Source organism: Sulfuriflexus sp. (assembly GCF_032250955.1).
Lineage (GTDB): Bacteria > Pseudomonadota > Gammaproteobacteria > AKS1 > AKS1 > Sulfuriflexus.
The window spans coordinates 17,582-32,858 of record NZ_JAVVES010000006.1 but is presented as its reverse complement, the minus strand read 5'-3'; the positions used below and the strand labels follow the sequence as shown (position 1 = coordinate 32,858).

General features: G+C 55.1%; 16 protein-coding genes. 14 read left to right on the top strand and 2 right to left on the bottom strand.

Annotated features, from left to right (window positions below):
* The first annotated feature begins 7 nt into the window (after nucleotides 1-7).
* The 14 genes from RQ738_RS01765 to RQ738_RS01700 all read left to right on the top strand — a co-directional run bounded on the left by RQ738_RS01765 (nucleotide 8) and on the right by RQ738_RS01700 (nucleotide 13,917).
* Nucleotides 8-2,242, top strand: coding sequence for a PAS domain S-box protein (locus tag RQ738_RS01765; RefSeq protein ID WP_314161663.1), 2,235 nt, complete (start codon nucleotides 8-10; stop codon nucleotides 2,240-2,242).
* The gene (locus RQ738_RS01760) at nucleotides 2,239-2,685 is read left to right on the top strand and encodes a response regulator (protein WP_314161662.1); all 447 of its coding nucleotides are present in this window, start codon (nucleotides 2,239-2,241) and stop codon (nucleotides 2,683-2,685) included. Before RQ738_RS01765 ends, RQ738_RS01760 begins: the two co-directional genes overlap by 4 nt.
* Before the next feature lie 159 nt (nucleotides 2,686-2,844).
* Nucleotides 2,845-5,388 carry a PAS domain S-box protein gene (locus RQ738_RS01755; protein WP_314161661.1) on the top strand — a complete coding sequence of 848 codons (2,544 nt, stop codon included), beginning with the start codon at nucleotides 2,845-2,847 and terminating at the stop codon, nucleotides 5,386-5,388.
* Nucleotides 5,389-5,549: 161 nt separating this feature from the next.
* On the top strand, nucleotides 5,550-6,806 hold the full coding sequence (gene glyA / locus RQ738_RS01750) for a serine hydroxymethyltransferase (RefSeq protein WP_314161660.1): 1,257 nt from the start codon (nucleotides 5,550-5,552) through the stop codon (nucleotides 6,804-6,806).
* Nucleotides 6,807-6,850: 44 nt separating this feature from the next.
* Nucleotides 6,851-7,381, top strand: a complete 531-nt coding sequence (nrdR, locus tag RQ738_RS01745) for a transcriptional regulator NrdR (RefSeq protein ID WP_314161659.1) — start codon at nucleotides 6,851-6,853, stop codon at nucleotides 7,379-7,381.
* Complete coding sequence (gene ribD / locus RQ738_RS01740) at nucleotides 7,381-8,493, top strand: bifunctional diaminohydroxyphosphoribosylaminopyrimidine deaminase/5-amino-6-(5-phosphoribosylamino)uracil reductase RibD (protein ID WP_314161658.1); 1,113 nt, start codon at nucleotides 7,381-7,383, stop codon at nucleotides 8,491-8,493. Before nrdR ends, ribD begins: the two co-directional genes overlap by 1 nt.
* A gap of 5 nt (nucleotides 8,494-8,498) precedes the next feature.
* On the top strand, nucleotides 8,499-9,170 hold the full coding sequence (locus tag RQ738_RS01735; protein WP_314161657.1) for a riboflavin synthase: 672 nt from the start codon (nucleotides 8,499-8,501) through the stop codon (nucleotides 9,168-9,170).
* Between the two features lie 27 nt (nucleotides 9,171-9,197).
* Nucleotides 9,198-10,310 (top strand): bifunctional 3,4-dihydroxy-2-butanone-4-phosphate synthase/GTP cyclohydrolase II, encoded by a 1,113-nt coding sequence (ribBA, locus tag RQ738_RS01730; RefSeq protein WP_314161656.1) that lies wholly within the window; start codon nucleotides 9,198-9,200, stop codon nucleotides 10,308-10,310.
* A gap of 21 nt (nucleotides 10,311-10,331) precedes the next feature.
* On the top strand, nucleotides 10,332-10,811 hold the full coding sequence (gene ribE / locus RQ738_RS01725) for a 6,7-dimethyl-8-ribityllumazine synthase (protein WP_314161655.1): 480 nt from the start codon (nucleotides 10,332-10,334) through the stop codon (nucleotides 10,809-10,811).
* 30 nt (nucleotides 10,812-10,841) lie between these two features.
* Entirely contained in the window at nucleotides 10,842-11,282 is a 441-nt protein-coding gene (gene nusB / locus RQ738_RS01720) for a transcription antitermination factor NusB (protein ID WP_314161654.1), read from the top strand.
* Between the two features lie 37 nt (nucleotides 11,283-11,319).
* Entirely contained in the window at nucleotides 11,320-12,303 is a 984-nt protein-coding gene (gene thiL, locus RQ738_RS01715; protein ID WP_314161653.1) for a thiamine-phosphate kinase, read from the top strand.
* Entirely contained in the window at nucleotides 12,300-12,788 is a 489-nt protein-coding gene (locus RQ738_RS01710; RefSeq protein WP_314161652.1) for a phosphatidylglycerophosphatase A, read from the top strand. The genes thiL and RQ738_RS01710 overlap by 4 nt, the downstream gene beginning before the upstream one ends.
* A gap of 71 nt (nucleotides 12,789-12,859) precedes the next feature.
* Nucleotides 12,860-13,270 carry a hypothetical protein gene (locus RQ738_RS01705; RefSeq protein ID WP_314161651.1) on the top strand — a complete coding sequence of 137 codons (411 nt, stop codon included), beginning with the start codon at nucleotides 12,860-12,862 and terminating at the stop codon, nucleotides 13,268-13,270.
* Nucleotides 13,270-13,917: a TIGR02281 family clan AA aspartic protease gene (locus tag RQ738_RS01700; RefSeq protein ID WP_314161650.1), complete on the top strand. Its 648-nt coding sequence runs from the start codon at nucleotides 13,270-13,272 to the stop codon at nucleotides 13,915-13,917. The genes RQ738_RS01705 and RQ738_RS01700 overlap by 1 nt, the downstream gene beginning before the upstream one ends.
* 173 nt (nucleotides 13,918-14,090) lie before the next feature.
* Here RQ738_RS01700 and folE2 read toward each other — a convergent pair whose 3' ends face one another.
* Together folE2 and queD are read right to left on the bottom strand one after the other, a co-directional pair.
* The gene (gene folE2, locus RQ738_RS01695; protein WP_314161649.1) at nucleotides 14,091-14,891 is read right to left on the bottom strand and encodes a GTP cyclohydrolase FolE2; all 801 of its coding nucleotides are present in this window, start codon (nucleotides 14,889-14,891) and stop codon (nucleotides 14,091-14,093) included.
* A 5-nt stretch (nucleotides 14,892-14,896) separates the two neighbouring features.
* Nucleotides 14,897-15,277, bottom strand: coding sequence for a 6-carboxytetrahydropterin synthase QueD (gene queD, locus RQ738_RS01690; RefSeq protein WP_314161648.1), 381 nt, complete (start codon nucleotides 15,275-15,277; stop codon nucleotides 14,897-14,899).

Sequence of the window (15,277 nt, the reverse complement as noted above, 5' to 3'; positions counted from 1 at the left end):
GCGGCAAGTGACATCCAGAGCAACAGATAAAATAATAACAGCAAGTCGTAAACCGCCTTTCTTCAGACGACTCTATGTACAGCTGACCCTGCTCGGCGGCATCACCCTGGTGCTGGCAATTTTCCTGTTCACCTGGAAGACGGTGCATGAACAATCAAATTTTGCTTATGAGTCAATAAAGAGCCAGGCGGAAACACTGGCCGCTAATATAGCCTCTGCTTCAGGGAATTATATCGTCTCGGAAGATTTTGGCGCCCTAGAGCAATTGTTGCTTCAGTCGGCGGCTTATCGCGAGGTACTGGCCATAAAGGTAGTTGATAAAAACGGCACCGTTTTCGGTCACGTGCAACGTCTCGGCAATGGCAAACCCAGGCCGGTTTATGAACAGCTTACACTGGTCCCACCTTCGGTAGCCACGACCCGGAAGCTGGTTGACAAGAACATATTGACCACCTGGGTACCGATAGAAAACGCCAGCCTCGGCTGGATGCAGCTTGATTACAGCCTGGCAACGATCGAATCGGTACAACAAAGCATATGGCGCAACGGCATTATTACTGCGTTGCTGGCGATTATGTTCAGTCTTGGTTTTCTTGTGATTTTGCTCAGGCGGCCCATGCGTTCAATCAGCAGGGCGACTGATTTTGCCCGTGAATTGTATAAGACACGCGGCCAAATCATGGCCGTTGAGAAAAGCGCCTATGAGGTTGAGCAGCTCGAGCACGCGCTTAATTTTGCTGCGCGCAGGCTTTACGATACCAACAAGGATCTCAACGACTTCAAGTTTGCGCTTGATGCCCACGCGATTGTTGGCATTAGTGACCAGCACGGCACGCTTCACTATGTGAATGATAATTTCTGTGAAATATCCGGTTATCCGCGTGATGAACTACTGGGTAGCAGTTATAGCAAGCTGCGTTCAGGGGCGCACTCGGAGATTTTTTATAATAATTTATGGAACACTATCAGTAGCGGCAGGGTCTGGCACGGAGAGATTCAGGACAGAAACAAGGATGGCAGCCTGTACTGGGTTGATACCACGATAGTTCCTTTCGTGGATGATCGTGGTTTACCCTATCAGTATATCGGCATTCAGACGGATATCACTGAACGTAAGTATGCCGAAGAGGTTAATGCCCGGCTCGGACGCATACTCGATGAATCATTAAATGAAATATATGTTTTCGACACTACTGATTTCAGGTTCCTCAGGGTTAACCGTGGTGCCGAGAAAAACCTCGGCTATAACCGGGAGGAGTTACATAACAAGACCGCCTGTGACATCAAGCCGGAGTTTGACAAACAGCGATTCTCGGAATTTGTTGCGCCGCTGTTGCGTGGTGAATGCGAGGAACTGAATTTTGAAAGCCTTCACCAGCGCAAGGATGGTTCCACTTATCCCGTCGATATCCATTTACAGCTCTCGCGTGCGGAGCAGCCGTTTGTCTTCGTGGCAATTATCCTCGATATCACCGAGCGTAAAGAGGCGGAGCGCAAGCTGCAGGAATACCAGGAGCACCTTGAGGAAATGGTGGAACAGCGAACCCATAACCTGGTGGCCGTGAATCGGGAACTGGAGTCTTTTTGTTATTCAGTTTCACATGACCTGCGCGCCCCCTTGCGGAGCATTGACGGTTTCAGCCAGGCCTTGCTGGAAGACTATGGCAACAGGCTCGAAGAAGACGCCCAGAGTTACCTGTCCCGCGTCCGCGCATCGACCCAGCGTATGGGGCAATTGATCGATGACTTGCTGAAGCTGTCGCGGGTTGTGCGTTCGGATATGAACATGCTGAACGTGGATCTGGCCGCCCTGGCAAGGGATGTTGAGATACGCTTGCGCGAAAGGGAACCGGGCAGAAATATCGAATTTGTTGTAAGCGGTGATTTATGTGTTCAGGGCGATGAGCGTCTTTTGCTGACGATGCTGGAAAATCTGCTTGGCAACGCCTGGAAGTTTACTGCGAACAAGGACAGTGCCCGGATTGAACTGGGTGAAACGGCGCAGGAAGACGGGCGTAAGGTATACTATATCAAGGATAACGGTGCCGGTTTTGACGAGACCTATGTGCATAAGCTGTTCGAGCCCTTTCAGCGGCTGCACTCAATGCAGGAATATGAAGGTACCGGCGTCGGCCTGGCTACCGTGCAGAGAATTATACGCCGGCATGGTGGCGACGTCTGGGCCGCGGGTAAAATTGATCATGGGGCAACTGTTTTTTTCACGCTTGGAGGAAATGAATGAGTATAACAAATACAAAGATTCTGCTGGTGGAGGATAATCCGGATGACGAGGAGCTGACACTGCGTGCATTACGGCATCATAATATAGCCAATGATCTTGTTATTGCCAGGGACGGTGTCGAGGCCCTGGACTATCTGTTCACCACGGGTAAATATGCGGATAAGGACCCGGATGAATTCCCGCAGGTTGTCCTGCTGGATTTAAAGTTGCCGAAAATAGATGGTCTTGAAGTGCTGAAAAAGATGCGTGCAGATGAGCGCACCAAGTGCCTGCCGGTGGTTGTGCTGACCTCATCCAATGAGGAAAAGGATATTGTTGACAGTTATAACTTCGGGGCCAATAGTTATGTGCGCAAGCCAGTGGACTTTGTACAGTTTATTGCCGCGGCGGAACAACTCGGCATGTACTGGCTGGTGCTGAATCAAAGCCCGGTGGATATTTAGAAAAACACTGATCTATGTCACTGCCGGGGTTCCCGGATGAACCGGGATTGCACTGTATATTGCCGGCATATGCCGGCTTCCGGCTCGTCGGAATAACGAATCAGGCAAAGCTTATCCTGCGACAAACTCACTTCGGATAATTTTCTCAAGGCGCGCGGCATGACCCGAACATTACATTTGTTGCTTGTTGAAGATTCGGAACATGATGCCGAGTTATTATTGCGGCATTTGCGTGATCACAATTACGTAATCGACTACGAGCGCGTTGATAATGGTCGCGTAATGCGGGCGGCTCTGCGGACAGGAAAATGGGATCTGATTATTTCTGATTACACGATGCCAGGTTTTGGCGGCATGGAGGCGCTGGAGATTGCCCAACAGGATGCTTCTGGTATTCCCTTTATTATTGTTTCCGGAAATGTTGGCGAAGATATTGCCGCGGCGGCGATGGTCGCCGGTGCCCATGATTATGTGATGAAGGATAACCTGGCGCGCCTGGTGCCGGCAATTGAACGCGAACTTAAAGAAGCCGAATTACGCCGCCAGCAGGATGCAACCCGGACGATTATGGACAGCCTTGCCCAGGCCACTTATGGTGTCACCGGGGAAAGGTTTTTTTATGCCTTGAGCGAGGCATTGGGTAAATCGCTGGGGCTGCGTTATGTGCATATCGGTGAATTTGCCGACACCGGGTCGACCTCGGTACAGACCCTGAGTGTGTGGCATGACGGTGTTTTTCTCGACAACTTCAGGTGTTTAATAAATGAACTGCCTTGCGCGGCGACGGCTAAAGGTGAAGCTGTATTTCTGCAGGGGCTGACACCTGCAATTCGTTCACGGCTGAGAATGCCGATCGAGATGGACGTTCATGGTTATATGAGCTTTCCGTTGCTGAACACAAAGGGCGACGTGACCGGGTTGATTGTCGCCATGAATGATGTGGCATTCGAGAGAAGTAACCTGTTCGAATACGTTTTACAGTTTTCAGCCGTCCGCGCGGGGGCTGAGATTGAAAGGGCAAGAGTCGAATCCCGGTTGCGAAGTTCAGAACAATACCTGCGCGGGATTCTGGACAACCTTCAGGATGTTATTTACCGGACGGACAGGGAAGGTCGCCTCAGCTATATTTCGCCTTCAGTCGGCAATCTGCTGGGATATAGCCCGAACGAACTGTTGGGCACACGCTTGTCAGATTTGTATGTAGATAAAAATGGTCGTGAGGCCTTTCTCCAGGCAATGGATGAGGGTTGCGGCAATGTTCTCAATTATGAAGCTGCGTTAATGCATCGGGATGGTAGTGCCGTCTGGGTGTCGACGAATGCACATTATTTCCATGTTGCGGATAGCGATGAAGTGGCGGGTGTTGAAGGTATTACCCGGAACATTACAGCGCGTAAACAGACCGAGCAGGCATTGTGTGAATCCGAGGAGTTGTTCAGCAAGGCATTTCATTGTAGTCCGGCGATGATCAGTATCAGTAAGTTATCGGACGATCTGGCGAGCGGGCGGTTCCTCAAAATCAACGACAGTTTTTTGCGGGCCATTGACTATTCGCGGGAACAGGTAATTGGTCATTCGTTTGCCGAGATGGGGCTGTTTGCTTATGAAAAGCAGCGTGAGGAAATACTGGCGTTACTGCGTGAACACGGGCGGGTCAATGAAATTGAGTTACCGTTTCGCACCCGCACTGGCGAGACACGTTTTGCACTGGGCAGTATCGAGTTACTGGATGTCTATGCGACGCCCTGTCTTCTGGTTGTCTGTCAGGATATTACGGAAAGAAAACATGCCAATGAGGAACTGGCCCGTCACCGCGAGAGACTGGAAGAACAGGTGGCCGCGCGCACGCAGGACCTGACGGCGCTGGTTGCAGACCTGGAAGCGGAAAATGCCCAACGCCGGCAGATGGAAGTGGCATTGATTGAGGCCAATTGCCAGGCTGAACAGGCCAATCTCGCCAAGACTGACTTCCTCGCCAATATGTCGCATGAACTTCGCACCCCTCTCAACTCGATTATCGGCTTTGCCGAACTGCTCATGATCGAGCCCGAGGAAGTGATTAACAAGGAAAGCCGCCACAAGCTAGGCTACATTCTGGACAGTGGCTGGCATCTGCTCAGCCTGATTAACGATATTCTGGATTTGAGCAAGATTGAGGCGGGTAAGCTTGTCTTTGAGCCCCGTACCGTGAATGTCCGCAGCATGGTCGAAGCGACTATGGTGATGTTAGGTGAGAAGGCGCGCAAGGCCGGGGTCAGTATGAGTGCGGAGTTCGATGCCGGCATCGAAAAGATCATTGCCGATGAGCGTAAGCTCAAACAGGTTCTCTGCAACCTTGTCGGCAATGCCATCAAGTTCTCCAACCCCCAGGGCCATATACGGGTACGGGTTGCCGTGAGCGATCTACTGGCATTCAATACCCATTGTGGTGCATCCGAAGCATATATCTCTACGCGCGACGAATTCGTTTGCTTTAGTGTTGACGATGAAGGCATCGGGATTGACGCCAGCGATATCGGTACGCTCTTCAAACCCTTCGTGCAGCTGGATGCCTCCCTGACTCGCCATTATGATGGTAGTGGACTCGGCCTGCACCTGAGCCGCCAGCTGGTCGGACTGCATGGCGGTTGTATCTGGGTGGAGAGCGAGCCAGGCAAGGGCAGTAGCTTCAGTTTCATTATCCCCAGCGCCCCCCGCGACTGAAATTTCTCCGCTGTGGACCCATGCAACGGGGAGCCAGATCGGGTATCCTTAAGCGCCTTTTTCAAAGGCGGGCCCGGCACGCGTGCCCGTTTATCGCAGGGCTGGATTATTTATATTAAACAGTGGGTTATGGTCTCTCACGAGAAACAGAGGTAGGATGAATGTTTGACAAAAGCATGACGATTGCTGGGTTTGATGATGAATTATGGGCTGCGATGGAGTCTGAGCGTACCCGCCAGGAAGAACACATCGAGCTGATCGCCTCGGAAAACCACGCCAGCCCGCGTGTAATGGAGGCCCAGGGATCGGTGCTCACCAACAAATACGCTGAGGGTTACCCGGGTCGCCGTTACTATGGTGGTTGTGAATATGTCGATGTCGCCGAGCAACTCGCCATCGACCGCGCCAGGCAGCTCTTCGGCGCTGATTATGCGAATGTTCAGCCGCACTCGGGCTCGCAGGCCAATACCGCTGTGTACATGGCCCTGCTCGAGCCGGGCGATACGGTACTGGGCATGAGCCTCGCCCATGGCGGCCATTTGACTCACGGTGCCAAGGTCAATTTCTCCGGGAAAATCTACCACGCCGTGCAGTATGGCCTTGACGAGTCCACCGGTGAGATTGACTACGAGCAGGTCGAGGCGCTGGCCAGGGAGCATAAACCGAAGATGATCATCGCCGGCTTCAGTGCTTATTCCCGCATCGTCGACTGGCAACGTTTCCGCGACATCGCCGACAGTGTGGGCGCCTACCTGATGGTGGATATGGCCCATGTCGCCGGGCTCATCGCTGCGGGAGTCTATCCGAACCCGACCCAGATCGCCGACGTCACGACCACGACCACACACAAGACCCTGCGTGGCCCGCGCGGCGGCATGATCCTGGCCAAGGCCAATCCCGAGATCGAAAAGAAACTCAATTCAGTGGTCTTCCCGGGAATCCAGGGTGGCCCACTCATGCACGTGATCGCCGCCAAGGCTGTTTCCTTCCTCGAGGCCCTGCAACCGGAGTTCAAGGTCTACCAGCAGCAAGTGGTGGATAACGCCCGTGCCATGGCCGAGGTGTTTATGGAACGCGGCTTTGATGTGGTTTCCAAGGGCACTGACAATCACCTGTTCCTGGTCAGCTTTATCGACAAGGGTATTACCGGTAAGGCGGCCGAGGCCGCACTCGGTGCCGCCAACATCACCACCAACAAGAACTCGGTGCCAAATGACCCGCAGTCACCCTTTGTCACCAGCGGTATTCGTCTCGGAACCCCGGCGATCACCACGCGCGGTTTTACCGAGGCCGATGTCAGTCAACTGGCGGGCTGGATGTGCGATATCCTTGAAAACCTCGACGACACGGCAGTCATCGAGCGTGTGAAAGGCCAGGTCCTGGACATCTGTCAGCGTCTGCCGGTTTATGGCGACTAGTTCTGATGATGGGCAATACGTCATGACGCCAAAGGAGTCCTGACATGCGCTGCCCGTTTTGTGGTGCCGAGGAAACCAGGGTTATCGATTCACGCCTGGCCAATGAAGGCGATGCGGTACGGCGTCGGCGTGAGTGTCTGAGCTGCGCGGAACGCTTTACAACCTATGAAATTGCCGAACTGGTGATGCCGCGTATTATCAAGAGCAATGGCAACCGCGTGCCCTTTGACGAGGCAAAACTCAGTGCCGGCATGATGCGGGCGCTGGAAAAACGGCCGGTAAAGACCGAACAGATCGATGCCGCGATAAATCACATCAAGCAGCGCCTGCGTGCCACGGGTGACCGTGAAGTCTCGTCAAGGCTGCTGGGCGAATATGTCATGGAAGAATTGCGTGAACTGGATCATGTCGCCTATGTGCGGTTTGCCTCGGTGTATCGCAGTTTTGAAGATGTGAATGCCTTTCGCGAGGAGATCGAACGTCTGGAGCGGGAACCTTCGGCGGCAGTGCGGCGTCAGCAGTTATCCCTGTTGCCCGCGGCGAATAAAACCAAAAGCAAGAAATCGAGCGATTGATGTCTGGTGCCGACGACCATCGTTACATGGCACAGGCCATACGCCTGGCGGACAAAGGCCTCTATACGACGGACCCGAATCCGCGCGTGGGCTGCGTGCTGGTGCAAGGCCACGAGGTGGTGGGCGAGGGTTGGCACGTGCGGGCAGGCGCAGGCCATGCCGAGGTGCATGCCCTGCAGGCAGCCGCAGACAGGGCAAAGGGGGCAACGGCGTATGTGACCCTGGAGCCCTGTTCACATCATGGGCGGACGCCACCGTGCTGTGAGGCCCTGATCGAGGCGGGCGTGAGCCGTGTGGTGGTCGCGATGCCGGATCCGAATCCACGCGTTGCCGGGCAGGGCCTGGCACGATTGAAGGCGGCGGGGATTACGGTCGAGAGCGGCCTGCTGCAGGCGCAGGCCGAGGCGCTCAACCCCGGCTTTTTAATGCGCATGCGCGAGGGTCGTCCCTATGTGCGCGCCAAACTGGCCATGAGCCTGGATGGTCGCACAGCGATGGCCTCGGGTGAGAGCCAGTGGATCACCGCTGCCGCAGCGCGGCATGACGTGCATCGTCTGCGGGCACGCAGTTCGGCCATTGTCACGGGCATTGGCACGGTGTTGCATGATGACCCGTCGCTGACAGTACGTCTGCCGGACGATGCCGGGCAGTATGGCGAGCTGCCACTCCGTGTGGTACTGGACTCGCAATTACAGATGTCGCCGCAGGCAAAGATGTTAAGTCAGCCGGGGCCTGTACGGGTTATGACACTGGACGCAGAGATGCCCAAGGCTGAGATCTTGCGCACGGCCGGTGCCGAGGTGGTACAGGTGACCGTCAGGGACGGCAGGATTGATCTGGCGGCAATGCTCAGGCAGCTCGCTGCCGATGAGCGCAACGAGGTACTGCTCGAGGCCGGGGCGACCTTGTCCGGTGCCATGTTGCAGGCGGGTCTGGTTGACGAGCTGGTGATCTACATGGCACCACTGCTCATGGGTGACAGTGCCTGCGGCCTGATGCACTTGCCGGGGCTGGAGAAGATGGCGGATCGCATTGAGCTGGAAATAACGGATACCCGTGCCGTGGGCCGTGACTGGCGCATCACGGCACGCTTGCTTGAGAGAAGCAGATAGAGATTATGTTTACAGGAATTATTCAGGCCGTTGGCACGATCGCCAGCACCCGCGACAAGGGTGGCGATGTCCTCTTGCGTATCGCTACCGGCAAGTTACCGTTGGCGGATGTACAACCGGGTGACAGTATCGCGGTCAGTGGTGTTTGCCTGACTGTGATCGAGAAGCATGCTGACGGTTTCAGTGCCGATGTCTCCGCTGAAACCCTGTCGTGCACCATTATCGGCGAACTCGAGCCCGCTGACACCGTGAACCTGGAAAAGGCCCTGACGCCGACGACCCCGCTGGGCGGACACCTGGTCAGCGGGCACGTCGATGGTATCGCCGAGGTTATTGACCGCCGCCAGGATGCGCGCTCGGTGCGTTTCAGGCTGCGCGTGCCGGATCAACTGGCGCGCTATATCGCCGGGAAGGGCTCGGTTTGCGTGGACGGCATCAGCCTGACCGTGAACGCCGTCGACGGCAATGTATTTGACCTGAATATCGTGCCGCATACCCTGAGTGAAACGACCATGCATGAGTTCAAGGTCGGGCGGCGCGTGAATATAGAGGTTGATGTGATCGCCCGTTATCTCGAGCGTATGCTGCTCGGTGACAGGGCCGCACAACCGGGAGTAAGTGGTGCCGGCCTGAGCCGCGCTTTTTTGGCCGAACACGGTTTTGCCGGTGACGCCTGAACAATTGCAATCAAGAAGTAATACTTTATGCCATTAAGCAAGATTGAAGACATCGTAGAAGACATGCGCCAGGGCAAGATGGTGATCCTCATGGATGACGAGGACCGCGAGAATGAAGGCGACCTGATTATCCCTGCGCAGTGCGTGACCCCGGAAGCCATCAATTTCATGGCCAAGTATGGTCGTGGCCTGATCTGCCTGACCCTGACGCGGGAGCGTTGTCAGCAGTTGCGTCTGCCATTGATGGTGACCGATACGAATGATTTGCACGGCACCAACTTTACCGTATCCATCGAGGCGGCCAGGGGCGTGACCACGGGGATTTCCGCCGCCGACCGCGCCGTGACCGTACAGGCCGCCGTCACCAAGGGGGCGAAGGCTGATGATATCGTCATGCCGGGGCATATCTTTCCGCTCATGGCGCAGGCGGGTGGTGTGTTGATCCGCGCCGGGCATACCGAAGCCGGTTGTGACCTGGCCCGCCTGGCCGGTTACGAAGCCGCCAGTGTGATTGTCGAGATACTGAACGAAGATGGCAGCATGGCCCGCCGTGACGACCTTGAGATATTTGCCGAGGAGCATGGTTTGAAGATCGGTACCATTGCCGACCTGATTCATTACCGTATTGAGAACGAGAAGACCATCGAGCGCATGGATGATTGTCCCATGCCGACCGAGTACGGTGACTTCAAGCTGGTTTCCTATCTCGATGCCTATGACCAACGCCTGCACCTGGCCATGATTTATGGTGAACCGGACATGAGTCAACCGGTACTGGTGCGTGTGCATATACAAAACACCTTGTGCGATGTACTTGGTGCCCGCTTCGAGAGTTGTTCGCATCCCTTGCACAAGGCTATGCAGCATGTCGCCGCGGCGGGGGCAGGCGTTATCCTGGTATTGCGCAATACCGATGACAACGAGGTCATCCTCCAGCAAATCAGGAATTATCAGCTCAAGGAGAAGAGTGTAGAATCATCGGCATCGGCGCATAGTGATGACTTGCGAACCTACGGTCTTGGCGCCCAGATCCTGCTGGACCTCGGCGTGCGCAAGATGAATATCCTCGGTTCCCGTCTCAAGTTGCATGGCCTGTCCGGCTTTGGTCTTGAGGTCAACGATTACGTGAATTTCGAATAAGAATTTTTAGCAGGGGTATGAATGATGTCTACGATTAAAACCATTGAAGCCGATCTGTCCGTCCGCGGCGCACGCTTTGGTATCCTCGCCAGCCGCTTTAACGATTTTATTGTTAACGCGCTGGTCAGCGGTGCGACCCATGCGCTGAAGCAGCACGGTGCCGCCGACAAAGACATGGAGATCGTCTGGGTGCCGGGGGCGCACGAGATCCCGTTGGCTGCCCAGAAGATGGCGGCGAGTGGTCGTTATGATGCGATTGTGGCACTCGGTGCCGTGATTCGCGGCGCCACACCGCACTTTGATTATGTCGCGGGTGAGTGCTCGAAGGGATTGGCCAATGTTGGTATGCAATTCGGTATGCCGGTTGCCTTCGGCGTGTTGACAGTCGACAGTATTGAACAGGCTATTGAACGTGCCGGTACCAAAGCCGGTAACAAGGGCGGCGAAGCGGCCCTGTCTGCGATTGAGATGGTTAACCTGTTGCGCGAGTTTGAAGTTTGATATGCCGGTTCTCTTCATGAGGAGAAGGTCTTGAGCAAGGCACGGAGCAAGGCACGACGTAACGCTGTTCAGGCCCTCTACCAGTGGCAATTGACCGGCGCGGACGTCAGTGTTATCGAAGAACAGTTCCTTATTGAACACGATATGCAAAATGTCGATGTCGAGTATTTCCGTGAACTGTTGCGCGAGGTTCCCCTGCATCTGCACGAGCTCGATGATCACCTCATCGAGTATCTGGATCGGCCGATTAATGAGGTTGACCCGGTGGAACGTGCCATTCTGCGTATGAGTACCTACGAGCTTGAGTTCCGCCTTGATGTACCTTATAAGGCGGTGATTAACGAAGGTGTGGAAATGGCGAAGATCTTCGGCGCCGAACACGGCCACAAGTATGTCAACGGCATTCTCGACCGGGTGGCGCGCAAGCTGCGCAGTACCGAGATCCAGGCCGCGGCGCAGAAGAAAAAATGAACCGGCCCCACAACTGAGTCTCTGACGGGAAAGGCCCATGCCTGCTACCGAATTCAGCCTTATCAATCATTACTTTGCCCGGCATGCACAGGTTCATGATGATGTCGTGCTCGGCATCGGTGATGATGCGGCAGTGTTGCGAGTCCCGGCCGGCCAGGAGCTGGTCGTCACCACGGATACCATGGTCGCCGGTGTGCACTTCCCGGCCAGCGCCACCGCCGGGGATATCGGTCACAAACTCCTGGCCGTAAACCTGAGTGATATCGCCGCGATGGGTGCCATCCCGCGCTGGGCCTCGCTGGCCTTGACCCTGCCCGAGGTTGACGATGAGTGGCTGGAGGGGTTTTGCCAGGGACTGTTTACGCTCGCCGCCGAGCATAACGTCGCCCTGGTTGGTGGGGATACCACGCGCGGCCCCTTGACCCTGAGTATTACCCTGCAGGGCCTCGTCCCCGCCGGCCAGGCATTACGTCGCGACGGCGCGAATGTGGGGGATGCAATCTATGTCAGCGGTTCTCTGGGTGACGCGGGGCTGGCGCTGCAACATGAACTGGGCCAGTGCACGGTTGCGGAGGTGGCTGACCTCCTGCCGAAACTGCATCGTCCGACACCACGTGTCGAACTGGGCCAGGCGCTGCGCGGCCTGGCCAGTGCCGCGATTGATATCTCAGATGGCCTGCTCGCCGATCTGGGACATATCCTCAAGGCCAGTCATGTCGGCACCCGCCTCGAGCTGGCGGCCCTGCCGGTATCAGCCGCTGTGCAAGCGATCACCCGCAGCGGAGACTGGCGCCTGCCGTTGGCCGCCGGCGATGATTATGAGCTGTGTTTTACGGTGCCGCCGGCACAGGAAACCGCCCTGCAGGCGAAACTGGCCGGGCTGGCTCTGCCAGTGAGCCGCATTGGCCAGATTGAAGCCGAGGCCGGTCTGCGTTGTTTCGATGCCGGGGGCGCGTGCTATACGCCACAGGCTACGGGTTACGAGCATTTCGCGATGCATACAGGCGGGAAACCAGCATGAGCAAACCAGCGTCTTTACCCATAACAATATGGCGCGACCCCCTTATGTGGCTGGCCTGCGGCTTTGGCACCGGCGCCGCGCGGTTCGCCCCGGGCACCTTTGGTACCCTGGTCGCGCTGCCGTTTTATTATTTCCTGCAACCCCTGGCAGCGTGGCTGTACCTGGCGGTAGTGGCGGTCTTGTTTATCATCGGCATCGGCCTGTGCGCGCATGCCGCAAGCAAGCTGAAGGTGCATGACCACCCCGGTATCGTCTGGGACGAGGTCGTCGGTTACCTGGTGACCATGTTCATGGCCCCGAGTGGCTGGCAATGGATGCTGGCGGGATTTGCCCTGTTTCGCCTGTTTGATATCTGGAAACCCTGGCCGATCCGGCTACTCGATCAACGCGTGGCGGGCGGTTTCGGGATTATGGTCGACGATCTGCTCGCCGGTATCTATGCTGCGGGCTTGTTACAGTTGGGTGTCTACCTTTATAGTCTGTGACAACGATGAACATTCCGTGTTGGCGCAGGTCTGATTAATCAGAGCCAATACACTCAGGAAGGGGAATACACGTGAAACAGACAAAGACAGTAATGTTGTGGGCGACAATCCCGGGTTTGATGCTGGTCGCTGCGGTGGCCCGGGCCGGTGATGTCGAGATCAAGGATGTCTATCTACATCAGCAGGGCAGTAGCTGGCAGGCACAAGTAACGCTTCTGCATGCCGATACCGGCTGGGAGCATTATGCCGATGCCTGGCGGCTGGTTGATGCCAATGGCAAGCAGCTCGGTAACCGTGTTCTGTATCACCCGCATGTGAATGAGCAACCCTTTACCCGCAGTCTGAACGGTATCGATATCCCGGCGGCAACCGATGTCATTTTTGTCGAGGCACATGACAAGCAGCATGGCTGGAGCCCGCAACGGGTCAAAATAGATCTGAATACCTCCAGCGGCGAACGCTATCACATTCGTCGCGAGTAATGTCCTCCCGCCTCTTACTGGTTATCCTCACCGTCTTGTCTGGCTTCGCGGCTAATGCCCTGGCGATAGACATTATGGTCATGGGCCTGTTCCGTAACCAGGCCATTGTCAAAATTGACGGCAAACAACATACCCTCAAACCGGGCAAGCGAAGCCCGGAAGGGGTGTTGTTAATCTCCTCGGACAGTAACGAGGTGCTGCTGGAGTTTGAGGGCAAGCGCCAGACCTATCTGCTCGGCAGTCATATCAGCACCAGCTTCAAGCGTGATCAGCAACCGAGTGTTTCTATCTACCGTAATGAACGCGGTATGTTTACCACGGTCGGCAGCATCAACGGCTTCCCGGTCAACTTTCTTGTTGATACCGGTGCCTCGTCAGTGGCAATGAATCGCAAGCAGGCTGAACGCCTGGGTATCGATTATCGTCTGCACGGTACACCGATCGGTGTATCGACTGCCTCGGGTTTTGCTCGCGGCTGGCGGGTTCAGCTGGATAAGGTGCAGGTCGGTGATGTGGAACTGCGCAATGTCGAAGGAACCGTGATTGATGCTCACAGCGGTGCGAGGGTGTTGCTGGGGATGTCCTTCCTCGGGCGACTCGAGATGATTAACAGCAACGCGTCGATGCGCCTGAAGAAGAAATATTGAGTAAAAACTAAAAGGCCTTGTATTACTTCTTGCAACGCAAAGGCGCCAAGACGCAAAGACCGCGGAGAAGAACAAAATGGAAATAAAGGTTCGTGCTAAATATCTCTTTGCGATCTTTGCGTCTTGGCGCCTCTGCGTTGGGCTTTTGAATTAATGAATAAAATCATTAATTCTTAATCTTCGCGTTTATCCTTGCTGATCAAGGCATAGGCCGAGTGGTTGTGGATCGACTCGAAGTTTTCGGATTCTACCTGGTAGCTAAGGATGCGCTCGTCACTGTTTAGACGGGCGGCGACATCACGTACCATGTCTTCGACAAATTTCGGGTTGTCATAGGCATGTTCAGTAACGTATTTTTCATCCGGGCGCTTGAGCAGGCCATAAAGCTGGCAGGAGGCCTCGCTCTCAACAATGTCGACGAGGTCTTCGATCCAGACAAAGCAGTTTGGTAATACGGTCAGGGTGACATGTGAGCGCTGGTTATGTGCACCGTAGTCGGAGATCTTCTTTGAGCAGGGGCAGAGACTGGTCACCGGAACCACGACCTTGACGGTTACCATCGGGATGTTGTTGTGGATCTCACCGATGAAGGTCACGTCATAGTCGAGCAGGCTTTCAACGCCGGAGACCGGTGCCTTCTTGTTAATAAAGAAGGGAAAGCTCATTTCAATGTGGCCGGCTTCGGCATCGAGGCGCTCGACCATCTCGTGCAGGACTTCCTTGAACGACTTCACGGTCAGTTCACGTTCGTGCAGATTAAGGATCTCCACAAAACGGGACATGTGCGTGCCCTTGAAGTTGTGCGGCAGGTTTACATACATGTTGAAGTTGGCGACAACATGTTGTTCCTGGCCACTGCGGTCATTGATGACAACCGGGTGGCGGATGTCCTTGATACCTACCTTGTCAATGGCGATTCGACGCATATCGGCATCGTTTTGTACATCAGCAATTTCCGGGACAGTCTTTGTCATGTCGTTTATTCCTCTGTATACCTGACACAGGCGCGCTCGGTTTCCCACAACGTGACAGCGCAGACCTGTATATGTTCGTTATTAATCTTGTTGCCGATACCTTTATATAAGTGGGCAGCGATGTTTTCCGCGGTCGGGTTAATCTGATCAAATGGCGGGATTTCGTTCAGGTAACGGTGATCCAGCTGATCTCCCAGTTCGCGTGCCGCCCGCTTGATATGCTTGAAGTCGATGGCCATACCGGTGTCATCAAGCTGCGTGGCGCTGACTTCTACCTCTAGCTTCCAGTTATGCCCATGCATGCGACTGCAGGCGCCGGGGTAATCCCGGAGGGTATGTGCCGACGCAAAATCGGTAACTATTTTCAAGGTATAGCGTGCGGCCAT

Excerpts from the sequence above, each read along its gene's own strand:
- RQ738_RS01735 (WP_314161657.1), top strand. The coding sequence starts at position 8,499 with ATGTTTACAGGAATTATTCAGGCCGTTGGCACGATCGCCAGCACCCGC.
- RQ738_RS01710 (WP_314161652.1), top strand. The coding sequence starts at position 12,300 with ATGAGCAAACCAGCGTCTTTACCCATAACAATATGGCGCGACCCCCTT.
- nrdR (WP_314161659.1), top strand. The coding sequence starts at position 6,851 with ATGCGCTGCCCGTTTTGTGGTGCCGAGGAAACCAGGGTTATCGATTCA.
- ribD (WP_314161658.1), top strand. The coding sequence starts at position 7,381 with ATGTCTGGTGCCGACGACCATCGTTACATGGCACAGGCCATACGCCTG.
- RQ738_RS01700 (WP_314161650.1), top strand. The coding sequence starts at position 13,270 with ATGTCCTCCCGCCTCTTACTGGTTATCCTCACCGTCTTGTCTGGCTTC.
- thiL (WP_314161653.1), top strand. The coding sequence starts at position 11,320 with ATGCCTGCTACCGAATTCAGCCTTATCAATCATTACTTTGCCCGGCAT.
- folE2 (WP_314161649.1), bottom strand. The coding sequence starts at position 14,891 with ATGACAAAGACTGTCCCGGAAATTGCTGATGTACAAAACGATGCCGAT.
- ribBA (WP_314161656.1), top strand. The coding sequence starts at position 9,198 with ATGCCATTAAGCAAGATTGAAGACATCGTAGAAGACATGCGCCAGGGC.
- RQ738_RS01760 (WP_314161662.1), top strand. The coding sequence starts at position 2,239 with ATGAGTATAACAAATACAAAGATTCTGCTGGTGGAGGATAATCCGGAT.
- queD (WP_314161648.1), bottom strand. The coding sequence starts at position 15,277 with ATGGCCGCACGCTATACCTTGAAAATAGTTACCGATTTTGCGTCGGCA.
- ribE (WP_314161655.1), top strand. The coding sequence starts at position 10,332 with ATGATGTCTACGATTAAAACCATTGAAGCCGATCTGTCCGTCCGCGGC.
- RQ738_RS01755 (WP_314161661.1), top strand. The coding sequence starts at position 2,845 with ATGACCCGAACATTACATTTGTTGCTTGTTGAAGATTCGGAACATGAT.
- glyA (WP_314161660.1), top strand. The coding sequence starts at position 5,550 with ATGTTTGACAAAAGCATGACGATTGCTGGGTTTGATGATGAATTATGG.